Consider the following 18,480-nt stretch of genomic DNA (forward strand, 5'->3'; position numbering starts at 1 on the left):
GGGCCGCAAAAACCGGCCTCGGCACCGCCTACGTGGCCGGTTTCGACTGGGGTCTTCGACAGGGCTACGACATTCTGGTCGAGATGGACGCCGACGGCTCCCATCAGCCCGAGGAACTCCCACGCCTGCTCGCGGCCCTGCGTGACGCCGATCTGGTGATCGGCTCCCGCTGGGTGACCGGGGGAGAGGTACGCAACTGGCCACGGTCACGCCTGCTGCTCTCACGCGGGGCGAACGCGTACGTGCGGGCCGCCCTCGGCATGCCGCTTGCGGACGCCACCGCTGGTTTCCGGGCCTACCGGGCGCGTGTCCTGAAAAGCCGTGACCTGCAGCAGGTGGCGTCACAGGGATACTGCTTCCAGGTAGATCTCACCTGGCAGGCGTGGCGGTCAGGCTTCCGGGTCCTGGAGATCCCGATCACTTTTGTCGAACGCGAACACGGACGATCGAAGATGAGCCGCGCGATCGTGGCGGAAGCCCTGTGGCGGGTCACCTGGTGGGCACTGACAACCCGTCACGATCGGCAGGCCACACCCGGCGGCGGCCACCTGGCCGCCGGGGGGCACATCGGCAAGGAAGGCGGGTACGTTCCCCTGGCCCGCGCAGAGGCCGCGGACCGGTCCGCGACGGGCGTGTCCCCGTGAGCCGATTTCTCGTGAGCCGGTGAACATGCGTGTGGCCGACCGGATCCACCCCGGTCGGCCACATCGTCCGCACACTGCTGCCGGCCGCCGCCGCCACGAAGACGAAACTCGCGTCAGGCGGAGCGGCGATCCTGACCGGTGCCCCGCAGAACCGCAAGCCGCTCGGCCAGAACCTCCTCGAGATCATCGGTGGTACGCCGCTCCATGAGCATGTCCCAATGGGTACGTGGGGGCTTGCTCTTCTTCGGCTCCGGGACCTCGCCGTTGACGATGACCGACCCGGCACCACACACACGGCACTCCCAGACCGCCGGGACCTCGGCCTCGGCAGCGAAGGGCATAGTGAACTGGTGGCCGTTCGGGCAGTCGTAGGACGCGGTCTGGCGTGGCGCGAGTTCGGTGCTGCGATCCGTCTCGTAGGACACTGCACCTAGCCGGCTGCCTCGCAGGATGCGCTCGCCCATAAAAAACCCTCCCGAGCGTCGGTACCAGTGAGGAACTCAGAATCACCAACGCACAGGCTCTGTTGGACGTTCCCATGAGGACAAGGCTGGTAACGAGATCGTGCTCACACTATGTAGAAGAACGATCGCCATAACACCCATTTCCGCCACGCACAGTCTGCGCGTCGGTCTGATCGGTGTCACCAGATGCGCAATCGGTGTCGGTTTGCTGACACATCCAGCCGGATTCGCACGGATCACCGGGATAGACCGGGTAACCGCCGGACGGACTGCGTGGATAACCCGCGTGGCGGCTGTCCGTGAACTGGCTCTCAGCGCCGGGCTGCTGACCGCGTTCACCCGGCGGGAAGCCAACCAGGTTCGGGGCTGGCTATGGGTGGGAATGCTCGTCGACGCGGCCGACGCGGCGATATTGATCACTTCCGGGGCTCGCCGCGAGATCGCTCCGCTGCCAGCGGCGGTGGCGGTGGCGACAGCGGTGTGTGGCCTTGCCGGCGCAGCCCCGGTTGCCGTGCCGGTGCGCTGGAACAAAGCCGAAACATCAGACGTCACATAGCGGAGAACAGCGTGCGCGAAGACCCCGACGCGCCGGCCGGCGAGGTCCGGCACTAATAGCAGGGAGAGCATCGTGACAGCGGAGCAGGTCGTGAAGAGTGACGAGGAGTGGCGCAGGGAGCTTGCGCCGGAGCGGTACGCGGTACTGCGTGACGCAGCGACCGAACCGCCCTTCACCGGTGCATACACCTACAGCAAGGAAACGGGAATCTACCGGTGCGGCGCCTGTGGCAACGCGCTGTTCGACTCAGCCACGAAGTACGACTCCGGCTCGGGATGGCCGAGTTTCTTCCAGCCCGCCGTGGCCGAGGCGGTAGAGCTGGTGGAGGACACGTCACATGGCATGATCCGGACAGAAGTCCGATGCCGGCGCTGTGGGTCACATCTCGGGCATGTGTTCGACGACGGTCCGGAACCGACCGGCCAACGGTACTGCATGAACTCACTCGCACTTGATCTTGACCCATCGGCCCGGTAGCCCAACGGCCAGCGGATCCGCGTGAGCCGGACGCGGGCCGAGCCCTCCCCCGGCGGGTATCTCAAGCGCCGATAATTCACATTATGTCAAGTAGAACTCGGGAGGGCACACCGGCACCCGCCCGCCGGCCTGGCGGCCACCCGGCTGTTGGGAGCCCGACCTAGATGAGCTGTATCGGTTTGGCCGACTCCGCAATATGGGGGCTCGGCGTGGATGGCCAGACTGACGCAGCCATCAAATGATCATCTTGGGCTTGTCAACGTGTCCGGCGCTGGGTTCCGCTCATGTGCCGTCCGCCTCTCCCTCCCCCAGCGTCTCCCCCGCCATCTACGGCACCGCCCATGGCGCTCCGGCCGGCGGGCTCTTTCCGTTTCCGTGCGTCGGTCGACCGACGGTCGGGTCGACCGACGCACCGGGGCACCCGCGCATCGCGCGGCGCCGCGCTGGGCCGATCGTCCCGTGTCCGGCAGAAACCGTCTAAACGCGGAGAAACAACCCTAAGAGCGCCCGGCGACCGACAACAACGCCGCGAGCTACGTGGCCCAGCCTCGTGACACCGCCCCCCTATTGCCGGTCGCTCTAAGTAGTCGCCGCCGGAAATTCGCCCAGGGCCTGCCGGTGCCAGGCGGCGTCTCGCGACGCATCAGCCTGGCATCCGACAACCCCCGAAGGACTTCCAGCGCCGGCCACTAAGCTTCCGTTCACGCTCCAATGCCGACCGGGCGCGAAAAAGGATGTGAGAAAAATCGCTCCCCGCGGGTGAAAGCGCACCTGTGTGACCCGTGACACCCAACGTACTGGTTCATCGTACGCACCACAACTGATATAGCAATTGATTACAGGAATCTAGAACTGATATAGCGATCCAGCAGGCTGCCGGCCATGCGACCATGGCTCTTTTCGTGTGACTGGCGGCTCATGCCTACGGAACGCCTGGCCAGGACAGCTCCCCCGAACGGCACAATAATCCTCAGACCGCGGGGCGGAGGAATCCCCGATACCGGAGAACTCATTTGCTGAACGTTGACAACGGTGGTGAACGTGACATCGGTGACCGAGTGGTTGTGCGTACACGCTCGCGAACAACCGGACCAGGTGTACCTCAGGGAGGCTCACGGCAACCGCTCTATCACATACGGCGAGATGCTGTCCCTTGTCCGCTGTTGGCAGGCTGATCTGGACGAACGCGGCCCACAGGCCGGGCGGCGGATCGCTATCGGTGTCTCCGACCCGCTCGACTTCGCGGTCGTCTTCCTGGCGGCAGTCACCGGCGGCCGGCAGGCTGTACCGCTTGATCCGGACTCGCCACCCGCGGAACTGGAGCGAGCGCTGCGGCACGTGCGGCCCGATCTGGTGGTGACCGACCGGCCGCTGCCGATGCCGGCCGGGATTCGCCAGATCAGTCCACGCCTGACGGGCAAAGGACCGGCCGATGTCCATCGGCGAACCACTGCCGCTGATCCTGCTGATGAGCCGCGGGGCGGTGTCCTGCTGGTGGGTTCGGGAGCGGCCGGGCCGTTCACCGAGATCTTTCTCGCCATCGACCAGCTCGCTCATGTCGCCGCGACCATCAGCCGCCATCACCAGTTCAGCCACACCGACATCGGCTACAGCCCGTTGCCGCTGGTGCATGTCAACACACAGGTGGTGGGACTACTCGCCAGCCTGTGCGGCGGTGCGACCCTCGTGCTTGACCGGCGGTTTCGCCGTCGCGGCTTCTGGACGATGATCGCCAGACACCGGATGACCTGGATCAATGCCGTGCCGGCGATGCTGGCACTGCTGGCAAGAGATCCTCAGACCGCGCAGGCTCATGACTGCCGCGTCAGGTTCGTGCGGTCCGCCGCGGCTCCCCTGCCTGTCGAGGTATTACGGGCGTTCGAAGCGGCAACCGGTATTCCTGTGCTGGAAACGTACGGCACGATCGAGACCGGAGGTCTGATAACGGCCAATCCGCCGCATGGAACCCGTAAACCAGGATCGGTGGGCGTACCGGTCGGCAGCGAGGTCCGCGTCGTCGACCATAGCGGTACCCCGTGCTCGCCCGGTGTAGTCGGAAACATACAGGTCCGCGGCCCCGGGGTGATCCGTGCCCACACCGACAGCACCGGCCACGACAGATTCACTCACGATGGCTGGCTTGACACCGGTGACATCGGTTGCCTCGACTCGGACGGCTATCTCTTCCTGTCCGGCCGTACCGACGACGTGATCAACCGTGGTGGCGAGAAAGTGTACCCCCGTGAGGTCGAGGAGGTGCTGCTCTCCGATCCACGGGTGCGCCATGCCGCGGTCGTGAGCCGCCCGGACGCCGTTCTCGGCGAGGTGCCCGTCGCACTTGTCGTACCCGTGGACGTCCCGGATACCATGCTGCGCTACGACCTGGCGGAACGGTGCGAGACAGGTCTTGCCAAATTCAAGCGGCCAACCAGCATCGAGATCGTCTCGGACCTTCCGGTCAGGCCGACCGACATGATCCGGCTGGAGCGCCCGGCCGAGCCGGCCATCGGGCATACCCATGCGGCCGCGTAGGGCATGGCCGGTAGCCGATGTGGACGATGATCCAGACCGCGTCGTCACCAAATACCGATCATCGCTGTTGCGTCATCGGCTTCCCGGCAACTTGCTACGGTGCAGTCCAGCTGGCCATATGGACCAGCCGTATCACCGACAGGCAACAGGCAAAGAAGGTGCTGTGGACGACGAGACACTCGCGGGATTCCTCGCCGAGCTGGCTTCACCCGCGCCGGCACCCGGCGGCGGCGCTGCCGCTGCTCTCCAGGCCGCGCTGGGCGCGGCGCTGGTGAGCATGGTCTGCAACCTCACGATCGGAAAACCCCGGTACGCCGCGCACGAGGCGACGATGCTTACCGCCCGGGCCCAGGCCGACAAAGCGCGGACCGAGGCGCTGCTGCTCGCCGACGCCGACGCTCGGGCGTTCGCCGCGGTCAGCGACGCTTACAGGTTGCCCAAAGACACCGACGGCGAGCGCGCCGAACGCAGCCGGGCGATTCAGGCCGCGCTGGTCGGCGCCGCCGAAGTACCGCTGCGCACGGCGGCGGTGGCAGCGGGTGTGGTGGGGCTGTGCGCGGCAGTCATCGACGGCGCGAACGTCAACGTCCTCAGCGACGTGGGGGTGGCGGCCGCGAGCGCGCGCGCCGCGCTCGACAGCGCCGCGATCAATGTACGGGTGAACATCGCGGCCATGACGGACACGGCCAACCGCGACCGTGCCGCCGCTGTCCTCACCGGCCATCTGGCGTCTGTGGCTGAAGCCGACGCAATCGTACGTACCGTCGGAGAACGGATCGGATCATGAAGCTGCTGGATGGACGGTCCATGGCCGCCGAGATCGGGCGGGGCGTCGTCGAGAGCACCGAGCGGCTGCGCCAGAACGGAATCGTACCGACGCTGGCGGTGGTGCTGCCGACGACCGACGCGGCGGCCCGGTCCTACGTGGGGGTCATCGAGCGCGGCGCGGCCAAGGTGGGGGTGCGCTGTGTGGTCCATGAGCGCTCAGGCGATCCCGCTGAGCTCCTCGATACGGTCGACCAGCTCGCCGCCGACGACGGGGTGCACGGCCTGATAGTGCAGACTCCCCTGCCGTCCGGGCTGTCCGCCAGCGAGATCGGTACCCGCATCCCGCCGCACAAGGATGTGGACGGGATGAACCCGTTGAGCCTGGGTCGGCTGGCCCTGGGCCTGCCCTGCTTCGCCCCGGCCACCGCGGCCGCGGTCCTGGAGATTCTGCACCGCGGCGACATCAAGCTGGCGGGCACCCGGGTGGCGGTGATCGGGCGCAGTCCGGTGGTCGGCAAGCCTGCTTCTCTCCTGCTGTTGGCCGAGGACGCAACCGTGACGGTATGCCATTCCCGGACAACCGATCTTATCTCGATCGTGCATGAGGCTGACGTCGTGGTGGCCGCTGTCGGCAGACCCAAAATGATCAATAAGGGATTCATCCGGCCTGGCGCCACGGTGATCGACGTCGGCACGAACGTCACGGAATCGGGCCTGGTCGGCGATGTCGATGCCGATGCGGTGGCATCGGTGGCCGGTGCTCTCACCCCCGTCCCCGGTGGTGTGGGACCAGTGACGACGATGCTGCTGCTACGGAACACCACCAGCGCGGCCACGCTGTAGCACGGCAGTAGCGGGACCGGCGATGGCCCCGGCCCGCGTGACACGCGCCGCAGGCTCGGGGCCCCGACCGTCCGTACCGTGGTCAGGCGGTACGGACGGTCGGGACCTGCGCCGCGAGACGGACGCGGTTACGTCCGTCGGCCTTGGCTCGGTAAAGTGCCGCGTCGGCGGTTTCCAGCAGGACGGGCAGGTCCACACTCGGGCCGTTGGCGGTGGCCACACCGACCGAGACGGTCACCGACACGATGACCGCTCCCGCGGACCTGGCATCCACCCGGCAACGCATCCCCGCCACCTGCCGTCGGATCCGTTCCGCGGCATGGGCGGCGTTGTCCAGGTCGACCTCGCAGAGCAGGACGACGAACTCCTCACCGCCGAACCGGCCGACCAGGTCACGGGGCCGGGTGGCCGCCCGCAGGGCATCGGCGACCGAAGCGAGGACGACGTCGCCGGTCAAGTGCCCGAACTGGTCGTTGACCCGTTTGAAGTGGTCGATGTCAACGATGAGTACGGACATCGGACGACCTGCGCGCCGGATGCGGACAGCCTCGCGTTCGGCCACCTCACGCCAGTAGGCCGGGCTGGCGAGCCTGGTCTTGGCGTCGGTGCGCGCGGCCGCCAGTAGCTCCGCGTGCAGCAGGCCACGCTGGAGCAGCAGCGCCGGCGGGGTTGCCACCAGCATGAGCAGCGGATGCGCGGTCCACAGCACCGCGATGACGATCGCGGAACACATCGCCGTGGCGTCGACGGTGAGCATCTCGTGGCCGCCGCCCCCGAACGGACGGCGCACCGCGGCTGGCTGCAGGCGCAGCGGCACACCGTGCCGAAGAATTCGATTGAGCACCGTATAGGTGAGCACGGCGAGAAACAACGCGCCGATGCGCCCGGCGGAGCCGACCAGCGTGTCAATTCGGTATGCTCCCTGCGTTGGAGCAAGTGCTAGGTGCGTGATGGATGCGCAGAATCCGGACACGCCGAGCGCCGCCGCGTTGAAAACCTGTTTGTACCGTGGCCGCGAATCGGTCCCCGCTCGGAACAGGCAGTGGAGAGGCAGGTGCAGCACGGCCGCGTAGAGCGGTGGGAGGAGAAGCGCGACCGGCAGTGTCCAGGTCGACAGCAGGTCTCGGTATGGCTCGTCATTTCGATGGCCCGGCGCACCGAGATATCGCGATGTCTCGGTGGCCAACCGGCCCAGGAGGACAAAAGTGCCGAACGTGAGTAGATCCGCGAATCGCGGGGAAACTTCGGCAAGGCCGGCCAGCACAACCGCCACGTACAGCAGGTCGACGCCGAGAACATAACGGACCAGCCAAGGCGAAAGAGACCAGAGCGTGAAATCCGCCGTCTGGCCGACCAGCCATTCCCGGGCGCGCTGGACCACCCGGCCCCCGCGCCGGCCGGACTGGGATGCCGAGCGGCATTCCCGCCGATCGACGGATGCGGATGCGGATGCGGAACCGATCGTTCCGGCTGGATCGACTGGAGCAACCGTTCCGGTCGGAACAGTTGCTCCGCACGAGTCAGCCGTTCCAGCGCAATGCACCATTTTCGCCTGCGGAGGTGACGCAATGCGTAACATCATTTGAGGTTGACCTTCCTCGATCGCTCCGTCCCGGTTCGACCCGTCCCGGCCTATTACTGACAGTGCGCCCTTGGAAACAAAGAGTACGAAGGATCGGCCGGCAACCGCAACCACTTTTGGTGATGTCCCGACATGGATGCCCTCGGGCGATGTGCTGGCGCGTACCGATCCACCCCGCGCCCCTCTCCGCCAGGGCGCTGTCCGGGCAGGTCAGCGCCCTGGATGGACGAGCCGGTCAACCGGTTGCGCGGGCGATCGGCCCTGAGCATCGCCGTGGTCGCCGCGGACACGGCAGGACACATCGGGAGGCGGTGCGGCATCGTGCCGCGTCCGGCCAGCACGCCAGAGCGATGTCGTGATGTCGTGATGTCGTGACGTCACCGCGATACTCACGTCGACGGCAGGCGGCCTTGTTCGCTCCGGCTGCCGCTCCCCCGCGTCACCGTAACGACCCGATCGTCATCCGGCCGCTCCGCCTGACAGCACCGCGTGCCCGCAGCTGGGAGCGGTAGCGTTTATAAAGGTCAATATCCGGAAAGACCTTCAACGGCAGCGGTATCGGTCTCGATCGGGAAGGTCGTCGTGTTTCAACTGATCTGGATCTTGATCGCCGGGCTCGTCATCGGCCTGCTGGCCCGCCTCGTCGTCCGGGGGCCACAGAAGATCCCCCTATGGCTGACAGTAGTTATCGGCATTATCGGTGCGCTGGTTGGCAATATAGTCGCGGGAGCCATCGGCGTCGGCCACACCAGTGGCGTCGACTGGATACGGCATGTCCTGCAGGTCGGTGTCGCGGCCGGGCTCGTCGTCCTCGTGACGCCCGTGTGGATGAATCGACGATCTTAGCGGTCGGCGCTGGACGTTCATCCAGGGCCTGCCGGCGTTGTCGTGGCGGGCCGGCCATCCGCCCATACGATCATAAAATTTCCGGCGGCTACCGGGCCGGGGACCCCACAGCCCGGATGCGGTGGCGGGGCCGCTGGGAACCGGGGGCAGGATGTGTGTGTGGTCCTGCCAATTCACGACATCAACCCACTGCGCCGCAAGCCTGTCATAACCTGGCTGCTGATAGCGGTGAACGTCGCCGTCTTCGTGCTCTTCGAACCGGTCGTGACCTCAGTTGCCGGGGTCAGCACGTCGGTATCGCGGAACGTGTGCGAACAACAGCGCTTCTTCGACCAGTGGGGCGCGATTCCCGTGGAGATGCTGGCGAACCGGCCACTTGACCAGGTCCCGAGCGGCCGTTCGCCAGGTCTGAACGCCCGCGGTGAGGTACTGTGCCAGCTGGAGTCACCGCCGTCGTTTGTCAAGTCGCCCGTGCTCTCGGTGCTGACATCGATGTTCCTGCACGGAAGCTGGCTGCACTTGCTTGGGAACATGTTGTTCCTCGGTGTTTTCGGCAACAACATCGAGGACCGCATGGGACGGTTCCTGTATCTCATCTTCTACCTGGTGTGCGGATACACGGCCGCGTACGGGTTCGCGCTGTTCGAACCAGCCTCGACCACCACACTCATCGGCGCCTCCGGCGCGATCGCCGGCGTTCTCGGCGCCTACCTCGTGGTCTTCCCGCGGGCGCGGGTCATCGGCCTTGTCACGTTCCTGCTCTTCCTGCCGTTCTGGTTGCCGGCATGGATCGTGCTGGGCTTCTGGTTCCTGCTGCAGTACGTGTACTTCACCGGGATGGGTGTCGCCGACGGCGGCAGCGTGGCCTACGGGGCGCACGTGGTCGGGTTCGTGTTCGGCGCGCTGGCGGTCATCCCGTTTGTCCGTGAGCTGCGAGCCGCGGGACCCCCTCGCCGCCACGCGCCCGACCACCGGTGGGTCCGCCAGACTCCCTGGTCCTAGGCGGCTTCCTGGTCGAACGACGACTTCCGGAACACGCCGCAAGAGCACCCGGCAGGCCGGCGGTCCCAGCGGTCCCGACGGTCGACGGCCGCGCGGTCATGCGTTGTGCGTGCCCGACCGTCGACCAAACGGCTACCCAACAGAAACGGGCTCCGGCCGGCGCGGTCCACGACGCCGCTTCTTCTCGGCCTTCTCAGTGGGCTCGGCGGTCCGGGTTGGCGAAGGCAGCGCAACCTCGATGGCGACCGTCCGCCAGCCCTCGAAGACCTCCGCGGTCCCGAAACCATGTGCGGCCAAGGCGCTGGCCGCGCCGATGAGTTGTTCATACGTCCGCTGGTCGTCGACTTCGTCCGGGCCACCGGCCGCGGTGGAGTGCCGTACCACCGTGCAGCCGACCTGGAGCGACCCATCCGCGGGTGCTGTCGGTGACAGCGGCGCGCCCACACCGGTGCGCGTGAGCGTCCAGGTCCGGACGAACGTGAACGGCTCGTCCAGGCCGGCCGCCGGAAGACCGCCGACGTACTCTTCCAAGATCTTGACAACCCGCTCGACGGGTGCCGGACCTGAATCCGCACCGCCCCTACCTATCCGCATGGCGACGTCCTCCCTCACATATGAACGATCTCTGGACTGTGGCTGCCGCGAGTGACTCGCGAGAATCCGGTAGCGCATCTTCCCTGATGGCCTGGTTGCTTCCCGCACCGGGGTGTTCACGAGACATTGGCGACACATCGGTTCATCAGGCGTTTTAATGCTCAGACGAGGGTAAAAAACCCGTTAACCGTTCTGATCGGAGAGGTACCCGACGTGGAGTGCCGGAGCTGACGCCCTCGCAGGCCCACGGAACCTCGCTATGGACCGAAACCCGCCCAGAAAGGACCACCATGCGTACCCGCGTACAGGTTCCCATCGTCGCCCTGCTCTGGTTCGTTGTAGGCATCATCGTTGCGCTCAGCAAGAGTTACGAGGTTCACAACACTTCTCAGCTGGTCACCTTTGTCCTGACAGTGGCCCTCTGGCCGATTCCGGTACTCGGCGGGACCCTGACCGTCCAGTTCTGAGACCCGCCAGATGCCAGGCTTGCCAACGGCAACGGACTGTCAGGTGACCAGGTCGCCCTAGTCACCCGGTGGGGAGCGCAGCGGATGGGATCGACGGCGAGGCGACCGGGGTGAGAGCCGCGGCACGCGGTGCGCGCCGATGGGAGCGGGCAGCTGCCGATTACCCGGGAGCGGGGGCCGGGCGATACCAACTCGATTAGAATCTTGCTGTGTAATGTTACTTTTAGCGACAGACAACCCGGGGTCAGGCGGAGAATACGGTGTCGGAGAAATCTGCGAACGTGGCCGGGCCTACTGGGATCACACCGGACGCGATGCCGATCCGGGTGTTCCTGTTGGATGACCATGAGTTGGTCCGTCGCGGACTACGCGATCTTCTTGCCGGGGAACGCGGGATCGCCGTCATCGGCGAAGCCGATCGAGCTGACGGCGCGGATCAGGCGATCCTCGCCATGCGGCCCAACGTCGCTGTCCTCGACGCGCGCCTGCCGGACGGCAGCGGCATCGAGGTGTGCCGACAGGTCCGCTCACAGGACCCCGCAATCGCCTGTCTGATCCTCACCTCGTTCGACGACGAGGACGCTCTGTTCACTGCGATCATGGCCGGAGCCGCTGGATACGTGCTCAAGCAGATCCGTGGCACCGCGCTCGTGGACGCCGTGCGGCGGGTCGCGGCCGGTCAGTCGCTGCTGGACCCCACGGTCACACCGCGTGTACTGTGCCGCCTGCGGCAGGACTCCGACCAGGGCGGACGACTCGCCGGCCTGACCGACCAGGAGCGCCGCATTCTCGTGCTCATCGCTGAGGGGCTCACCAACCGGCAGATCGCCACCCGCATGTTCCTGGCGGAGAAGACGGTGAAGAACTACGTGTCCAGCCTGCTGTCCAAACTCGGCCTGGAGAGCCGGACCCAGGCCGCGGTGTTCGCCACCAGGCTCGGCAGCGACCACTAGGGCGGTCGCCGTCTGTCGACGGCGTTGCCCGGCTGGAACAATAACAGCACCTGCCCGAAAACACTGCGACAATTCGTCGGGGTTGACGGCCGTCCGGGGTCGACCTGATACGCCGACGGATGCGCGATCATGACCCCTGTCGCGTACCGGAGGCCCTGAGGAAATCCAGTAGGCCAAACGGTATGCGGTCAGGCGGCTCCTCCCAGGAACGGCCTGGTCACGAACGAGATGAAGAATGATCCAACAGCTACGGGATCGCGAAACGATCTGTTGGGCCCGTCTCTTCGCATACCCGCAGGCCCCAGGGGACGCTAGTCCGCGTCGTGGAGGGGTGCCACTTTGATCACCAAGGTCCTGGTCGCGAACCGCAGCGAGATTGCTGTTCGTGTCTTCCGAGCCGCGAACGAACTGGGCCTACGCACCGTCGCCGTCTATACGCCCGAAGACGTGGGCTCGTTGCACCGGATAAAAGCGGATGAAGCCTATGAACTGGGCGAACCGGGGCATCCCGTTCGGGGATACCTGGACGTGGACGCTCTGCTGGCCGTGGCGAAACGGGTGGGCGCGGACGCGTTGCACCCGGGCTATGGTTTCCTCTCGGAGAGCGAGGCGCTGGCCGAGGCGTGTGTGCTGGCCGGCGTCACCTTTGTCGGTCCCCCGCCAGAGGTGCTGCGCCTGACCGGGGACAAGGTCGCCGCCCGCGAGGCGGCGGTGGCCGCGGGCCTGCCGGTGCTGCGGGCCTCAGCTCCGCTGACGGACGCGGCGGCCGCCGCCGAAGCCGCCGAGGCGGTGGGCTTCCCCCTGTTCGTGAAGGCCTCGGCCGGTGGTGGCGGCCGGGGGCTGCGCCGGGTGCACCGATCCGAGGATCTCGCCGAGGCTGCGGCAAGCGCGATCCGGGAGGCCGCGGCGGCCTTCGGCGATGGGACAATTTTCCTTGAGCAGGCGGTGGACCGGCCCCGGCACGTCGAGGTACAGGTACTGGGCGACACGACCGGGAACGTCGTCCATCTCTACGAGCGGGACTGTTCAGTCCAGCGTCGCCATCAGAAGGTCGTCGAGGTGGCACCCGCACCGCGGCTTGATCCGGCTGTACGCGAGCGGCTGTGCGCGGACGCGCTCGCGTTCGCCCGGCATGTCGGCTATGTCAACGCCGGCACGGTCGAGTTCCTGGTCGCGGCCGACGGGGCGCACACCTTCATGGAGATGAACCCGCGCATCCAGGTGGAGCACACCGTGACCGAAGAGGTCACCGGCGTCGATCTGGTCGCGGCACAGCTGCGCATCGCCGCTGGCGCGAGCCTGGCCGGCCTGGGCCTCACCCAGGAGTCCATCACGATCCGCGGGGCCGCGGTGCAGTGCCGGGTGACCACCGAGGACCCGGCGGACGGCTTCCGCCCGGACACCGGAAAGATCACCCGCTACCAGTCCCCCGGCGGCCCGGGGGTCCGGCTGGACGGCGCGACCTACGAAGGTGCGGTGGTCACCCCGTATTTCGACTCCCTGCTGGTGAAGGTGACGACCCGGGGCACCACCTTCGAGCAGGCCACCGAACGCGCCCGCCGGGCGCTGGCTGAGTTCCGGGTGCGCGGTGTGCGCACGAACCTGAAGTTCCTGCGCCGGCTGTTGGCCGAGCCCGACTTCCTGGCGGGACACGTGACCACGTCCTTCCTGGACGAACGGCCCGCCCTGTCGGTCGGTGACAGCGGCGCCGACCGGACCAGCCGGCTGTTGGACCGGCTCGCGCACAGCACCGTCAACGGGCACCGGCGGCCGGCCACCGCCCTGGTCGACCCGGCGAGCCTGCTGCCTTCTCTGCCTCCTGGCATGGCGCCGGCCGGATCCCGCCAGTTGCTCACCGAGCTCGGACCGCGGGAGTGGGCGGCGAGGCTGCGGGCAGCCGAGCGGCTCGCGGTCACCGACACGACGTTGCGTGACGCCCATCAGTCGCTGCTCGCCACCCGGCTGCGGACCGCCGAGATTCTCGCGGCGGCGCCCGCCTACTCCAGGCTCACCCCTGGCCTGCTGAGCCTGGAGTGCTGGGGCGGGGCAACCTACGATGTCGCGCTGCGGTTCCTGGCGGAGGACCCGTGGGAACGGCTTGCCGCCATTCGCGAACGCGTGCCGAACATCTGCCTGCAGATGCTGCTACGCGGACGCAACGCGGTCGGCTATACCCCCTACCCTGACGATGTGGTCCGGGCGTTCGTCGCGGAGGCGGCCGCAACTGGTATCGACATCTTCCGTGTGTTCGACGCGCTGAACGACATCGAACAGATGCGGCCAGCGATCGACGCGGTCGTCGAGGCCGGGGCGGTCGCCGAGGGCACGCTGTGTTACACCGGTGACCTCGCGGATCCGGCGGAACCGATCTACACCCTTGACTACTACCTCCGGCTGGCCGACGAGCTCGTCGCCGCGGGAGCGCACGTACTGGCGGTCAAGGACATGGCCGGGCTGCTGCGCCCAGCCGCGGCGCGCATCCTGGTGACGGCGCTGCGGGCAAACTTCGACCTGCCCGTTCACGTGCACACCCACGACACCGCCGGTGGTCAGCTCGCCACGCTGCTCGCGGCGGCCGACGCCGGTGCCGACGCCGTCGACGCCGCGGCCGCGCCGCTGTCCGGCGGGACCAGCCAACCGAACATGTCCGCGCTGGTCGCCGCTACCGACCACACCCCACGCGCGACCGGGATCGACCTTGCCGCCTTGTCCGCCATGGAACCGTACTGGGAGGCGGCGCGTGACCTCTACGCGCCTTTCGAGGCTGGTCTGCGGGCGCCGACCGGTGCCGTGTACCGCCATGAGATCCCCGGCGGGCAACTGACGAACCTGCGGCAGCAGGCGATCGCGCTCGGGCTGGGCGCGAAATGGTCACAGGTGCAGGAGTGCTACGCCCTGGCCAACGACCTGCTCGGTAAACCCATCAAAGTCACTCCGACCAGCAAGGTCGTCGGCGACCTGGCGCTGTTCATCGCGAGCGGCGACATCGACGTCGCTGTCCTGCGGGAGCATCCACAACGCTACGACCTGCCCGCGAGCGTCCTGGGTTACCTGGCGGGCGAACTCGGTACCCCACCCGCGGGCTTTGCCGAGCCGTTCCGCGAGCGAGCCCTTGCCGGCCGGCGCCCGGCCGCGCCAGCGGCCGAGCTCAGCGCCACAGACGCCGCCGCGCTCCGCGGCACCGGCCGGCGTGAGACGCTGTCCCGGCTGCTGTTCCCGGGTCCGTGGCGGGACTACGCCGCGGCGTTGGCCGCATACGGCAACAGTTCGGCGATCCCCACCGAGGAGTTCTTCTACGGTCTCACGCCGGGCAAGCCAGTGGTTGTCACGGTTGAACCGGGTGTCGAAACCATCGTCGAACTACACGACATCGGTGGGCCGGACGACGCGGGCATGCGCACCCTCTATCTGCGGGTCAACGGACAGCCACGGCCTGTGTCGGTACGGGACAACTCGATCGCACCGGCGTCCACGGCCGCTCGGCGTGCTGATCCGGGTGATCCGGCGCAGATTCCCGCCGGGCTGCCCGGCCTGGTCACCTACACAGTCACTGTTGGTGATCATGTTGGCCAAGGTGATCGGCTCGCGACCATCGAGGCCATGAAGATGGAGGCCGCCGTCACCAGCCCGCATCCGGGAACCGTCGTCGAGCTGCTCCGTTCGTCCGGCGTCTCGGTCGAGGTCGGTGACCTTCTGCTCGTCGTCACCCCGGACCCGGCCACCGGCTGACCGGGTAGCCCGGCCCTGGGCCCGGCCGTGGCCCCGATCGTCCACGCGGCCGCGGTCAGGCCCAGGGCCGTGGCGGACCGTCGGCAAGCCCGATGGGCGTTGGGGTGTCGTTGTGATGATGCCGAGAACGCCCGTCCGGCGATGGTGAGGCGACCGTACGCGGTTATACGCGGTTACGAGGCGGCGAGGAAGCGGTCGAGGACGCGGACGCCGAAACGCAGCGACTCGACCGGCACCCGCTCATCCACGCCGTGGAACATCCCGGCGAAGTCCAGGCCCGCGGGCAGCAGCAGTGGGGAGAAACCGAAGCAGCGGATTCCGAGCCGAGAGAAGGACTTGGCGTCCGTGCCGCCCGAGAGCATGTAGGGGACGGCTCGGGCGGCCGGGTCCTCGGCCCGCAGCGCGCTGGCCATGGCGTCCACCAGCGGTCCGTCAAACCCGGTCTCCAGCGCCTGGTCGTAGACGACCCAGTCACGGCGGACCGCCGGGCCGATCAGTTCATCGATCTGGCGGAGGAACTCCTCCTCCTGGCCGGGCAGGAAACGGCCGTCGACATAGGCGGTGGCCTCCCCCGGGATGACGTTGACCTTCTCACCGGCGTCGAGCTGCGTCGGGTTCACCGTGTTGCGGATCGTGGCTCCGATCATCCGGGCGATCGGCCCCAGTTTGGCGATTGTGGTCTCCAGGTCCTCGGCGTGTACGTCGATGCCGAGTGCGTCGCCGACGGAGTCGAGGAACATCCGGACGGTCGGGGTCAAGACGATCGGGAACCGGTGGCGGCCCAGCCGCACGATCGCCTCGCACAGCGCGGTGACCGCGTTGTCATCGTTGATCATTGATCCGTGCCCGGCCCGGCCGGCAACGGTGAGCTTCATCCAGGCGATGCCCTTCTGGGCCGTTTCGATGGGGTAAAGGCGCAGGTCGTCGGAGATCGTGTAGGAGAAGCCACCGACCTCGCTGATGGCCTCGGTGCAGTCCGCGAACAGGTGCGGATGATTGTCGACCAGCCAACGGGCGCCCAGGACTCCGCCAGCCTCCTCGTCGGCCACAAAGGCGAGAACCAGGTCACGCGGTGGGCGGCGGCCGGACCGGACAAGATCACGAATGACCGCGAGGGTCATTGCGTCCATGTCCTTCATGTCGACGGCGCCCCGGCCCCACAGGCAGCCGTCGAGGATCTCGCCCGCGAAGGGATGCACCCGCCAGTCCGCCGGATCCGCCGGTACCACGTCGAGATGACCGTGGATGAGCAGCGGCGCCCGGCTCGGGTCAGCCCCTTCGACCCTGGCGATGACGCTGGCACGGCCCGGCTCGGATTCCAGCACGGTCGCATCAAGGCCGACCTCGGTGAGCTTGGCGGCAACATACTCGGCGATGGCCCGCTCGTTGCCGTCACCGCTCCCCCGGTTCACCGAGTCGATCCGCAGCAGGTCCCGGCAGATCTCCACAACCTCGTCCTGCGCGGTTACGTCAGGTAGCGAAAGGTGATCAGATGCGACGGATGTGGGTGTTGTTGTGTCATTGACGGTTGGGTTGTTGCTTACCATGGGGTTAGTTTGCCAGTGTGTTGCAAGATCATTTTTAGCACGAGGCATCGTCAACAGCGTTGACTAACGTAGTACAAGGCCGCCAGGCCAGGCTGTCCTCCCAGCACCCTCGGGCAGCCCGCGGCACGCCCTCCCGGGGATACTCGCGTGCGGAACCAGACAGAAATACCCCGAGTAAACAAAGATGCCTGTTTTTCCTGTCACATCAGGCCAGTGCGTACCTGTTGTTCATCAGCCCGGAATACGGATTTTGCAACCCCGCCCTAATCTCACCGACGGACTTCGGGCCCGCCACCGGCAGGCCCGGTATCGCGACCCAGGGACAAGGCGGAGAATGACACGCACACGCCAGCCGGTCAGCCGGCGGGCATTTTTCCCGGCGTCCGGTCGAACAGCAGCCGGCGTGACCGGCGCAGCCAGGGGCCGCCGCGTCGCGGCACTCATGCTGACATCGATGATAACGGTAATCCTGCTTGGTCAATCCACCCCGGCGCAAGCGGCCGACTCCACTCAGTACGGTGGCGACACCTCTCGCGGCCTGGGTGTCGCCATTCCGTTCAGTGGTTTCACCGACCGCAACGGACGGCCGGCTACGATCTCGGGTGCGGTGGGCGCGGACCTCGTCCTCGGCTCAACCGCCCAGCCATATCTACCGTGCCAGAACTTCAATCCTCAGACCGGTACCGGTGACACCTTTGTGAATGCCTGCGAGGTGCGCGGGAGCTACGCCACCTACACGCGTTTCGCGGCCGGCAACGGAATCCTCTTCCCGCACGGCTACTTCATGCCCGACACACAGCCCGACCTGGTCAACGGCGGTTCGCTGCGGACGGGCTGGGGGGCGCGCACGGCCGGGCTCTCGCTGGAGTTCTACCCTGACGTCACCCGTGACCAGGAGTACGTGCACTCCCGTTTCTACGTCGACCGGTTCAACCACCGGGCGAACGGCTGGACCTACTCCGCCTACGTGGGGACCATCAGGCTCGCCACCCTGGCGGACCCGGGCACCGCCCAGATCACCGGAAACGTGACCAGGGGCGGGGCCACACCCGCCAAGAACGAGATCAGGTTCACGGTCTTCGGCGGCGACGCCCGTTCGTCCGCGGGATACCCGATCTCCTCATTCGCGGTCACCTACAGCTCTGGTGCCCCCGGCTGGACCACCGGAGCGATGTACGCCGGGGCGCAGCGCGTCACCGTTGACGACACCGCCACCGGCCACCAGTGCATCTATGATCTTCAGCGCATCACCGGTGCGAACAACCGGGTGGACTTCGACGTCGCCCAGCCCGGCTTCGGTCGCGGCGGCGGTCGGTGCAACTTCGGGTGAGGCAGCCGCCCCATACGGCCGGGCACGCGAACGGACGATCATAAGGCGACGGAGCACGAAGGATGCCAGTCGTGTTAATTACCACGGCTGGCGCCGGTGACCGCCTAGTTTGGTGGGGTGCGACGAATTGCTGCGGGATCACGTGA

16 protein-coding genes are annotated in these 18,480 nt (G+C 67.1%); 12 read left to right on the forward strand and 4 right to left on the reverse strand.

Annotated elements, in window-relative coordinates:
- Positions 1–644 (forward strand): glycosyltransferase (locus MJ777_RS08695; protein WP_239374976.1); only part of this gene is annotated, 644 nt, incomplete at its 5' end.
- A 113-nt stretch (positions 645–757) separates the two neighbouring features.
- On the opposite strand, the gene MJ777_RS08700 is transcribed toward MJ777_RS08695, so the two are convergent.
- Positions 758–1,108 carry an RNA polymerase-binding protein RbpA gene (locus MJ777_RS08700; RefSeq protein ID WP_239310521.1) on the reverse strand — a complete coding sequence of 117 codons (351 nt, stop codon included), beginning with the start codon at positions 1,106–1,108 and terminating at the stop codon, positions 758–760.
- A gap of 100 nt (positions 1,109–1,208) precedes the next feature.
- On the opposite strand from MJ777_RS08700, the gene MJ777_RS08705 reads away from it, so the two are divergent.
- The 5 genes from MJ777_RS08705 (at position 1,209) to MJ777_RS08725 (ending at position 6,284) form a co-directional block, all read left to right on the forward strand.
- Complete coding sequence (locus MJ777_RS08705; RefSeq protein WP_239310522.1) at positions 1,209–1,664, forward strand: DUF4267 domain-containing protein; 456 nt, start codon at positions 1,209–1,211, stop codon at positions 1,662–1,664.
- Between the two features lie 72 nt (positions 1,665–1,736).
- Positions 1,737–2,141: a peptide-methionine (R)-S-oxide reductase MsrB gene (msrB, locus tag MJ777_RS08710; protein WP_239346678.1), complete on the forward strand. Its 405-nt coding sequence runs from the start codon at positions 1,737–1,739 to the stop codon at positions 2,139–2,141.
- Between the two features lie 1,032 nt (positions 2,142–3,173).
- Positions 3,174–4,673 (forward strand): class I adenylate-forming enzyme family protein, encoded by a 1,500-nt coding sequence (locus MJ777_RS08715; protein ID WP_239374979.1) that lies wholly within the window; start codon positions 3,174–3,176, stop codon positions 4,671–4,673.
- 163 nt (positions 4,674–4,836) lie between these two features.
- On the forward strand, positions 4,837–5,460 hold the full coding sequence (locus MJ777_RS08720; RefSeq protein ID WP_239310526.1) for a cyclodeaminase/cyclohydrolase family protein: 624 nt from the start codon (positions 4,837–4,839) through the stop codon (positions 5,458–5,460).
- Entirely contained in the window at positions 5,457–6,284 is an 828-nt protein-coding gene (locus MJ777_RS08725; protein ID WP_239310527.1) for a bifunctional 5,10-methylenetetrahydrofolate dehydrogenase/5,10-methenyltetrahydrofolate cyclohydrolase, read from the forward strand. Before MJ777_RS08720 ends, MJ777_RS08725 begins: the two co-directional genes overlap by 4 nt.
- Before the next feature lie 82 nt (positions 6,285–6,366).
- On the opposite strand, the gene MJ777_RS08730 is transcribed toward MJ777_RS08725, so the two are convergent.
- On the reverse strand, positions 6,367–7,665 hold the full coding sequence (locus MJ777_RS08730) for a diguanylate cyclase (protein WP_239310528.1): 1,299 nt from the start codon (positions 7,663–7,665) through the stop codon (positions 6,367–6,369).
- A 783-nt stretch (positions 7,666–8,448) separates the two neighbouring features.
- Here MJ777_RS08730 and MJ777_RS08735 point away from each other — a divergent pair.
- Positions 8,449–8,712 (forward strand): GlsB/YeaQ/YmgE family stress response membrane protein, encoded by a 264-nt coding sequence (locus MJ777_RS08735; RefSeq protein WP_239310529.1) that lies wholly within the window; start codon positions 8,449–8,451, stop codon positions 8,710–8,712.
- Positions 8,713–8,871: 159 nt separating this feature from the next.
- Positions 8,872–9,714, forward strand: a complete 843-nt coding sequence (locus tag MJ777_RS08740; protein WP_239310530.1) for a rhomboid family intramembrane serine protease — start codon at positions 8,872–8,874, stop codon at positions 9,712–9,714.
- A gap of 132 nt (positions 9,715–9,846) precedes the next feature.
- On the opposite strand, the gene MJ777_RS08745 is transcribed toward MJ777_RS08740, so the two are convergent.
- A complete protein-coding gene (locus MJ777_RS08745) occupies positions 9,847–10,308 on the reverse strand; it encodes a hypothetical protein (RefSeq protein ID WP_239346680.1) in 462 nt (153 codons plus the stop codon).
- A gap of 290 nt (positions 10,309–10,598) precedes the next feature.
- On the opposite strand from MJ777_RS08745, the gene MJ777_RS08750 reads away from it, so the two are divergent.
- From MJ777_RS08750 to MJ777_RS08760, 3 genes are all read left to right on the forward strand, one after another.
- Entirely contained in the window at positions 10,599–10,775 is a 177-nt protein-coding gene (locus tag MJ777_RS08750) for a hypothetical protein (RefSeq protein ID WP_239310532.1), read from the forward strand.
- 314 nt (positions 10,776–11,089) lie between these two features.
- Positions 11,090–11,728, forward strand: a complete 639-nt coding sequence (locus MJ777_RS08755; RefSeq protein ID WP_239310536.1) for a response regulator transcription factor — start codon at positions 11,090–11,092, stop codon at positions 11,726–11,728.
- Positions 11,729–12,070: 342 nt separating this feature from the next.
- Positions 12,071–15,457 (forward strand): pyruvate carboxylase, encoded by a 3,387-nt coding sequence (locus MJ777_RS08760; protein ID WP_239375059.1) that lies wholly within the window; start codon positions 12,071–12,073, stop codon positions 15,455–15,457.
- Positions 15,458–15,630: 173 nt separating this feature from the next.
- Here MJ777_RS08760 and MJ777_RS08765 read toward each other — a convergent pair whose 3' ends face one another.
- On the reverse strand, positions 15,631–17,004 hold the full coding sequence (locus MJ777_RS08765; RefSeq protein ID WP_239310533.1) for a M20/M25/M40 family metallo-hydrolase: 1,374 nt from the start codon (positions 17,002–17,004) through the stop codon (positions 15,631–15,633).
- Between the two features lie 454 nt (positions 17,005–17,458).
- Here MJ777_RS08765 and MJ777_RS08770 point away from each other — a divergent pair, with 454 nt between their 5' ends.
- Positions 17,459–18,334 (forward strand): hypothetical protein, encoded by an 876-nt coding sequence (locus tag MJ777_RS08770; protein ID WP_370651611.1) that lies wholly within the window; start codon positions 17,459–17,461, stop codon positions 18,332–18,334.
- Positions 18,335–18,480: the final 146 nt, after the last annotated feature.

The organism is Protofrankia sp. Cj5, from assembly GCF_917627405.1.
Classification (GTDB): Bacteria; Actinomycetota; Actinomycetes; order Frankiales; family Frankiaceae; genus Protofrankia.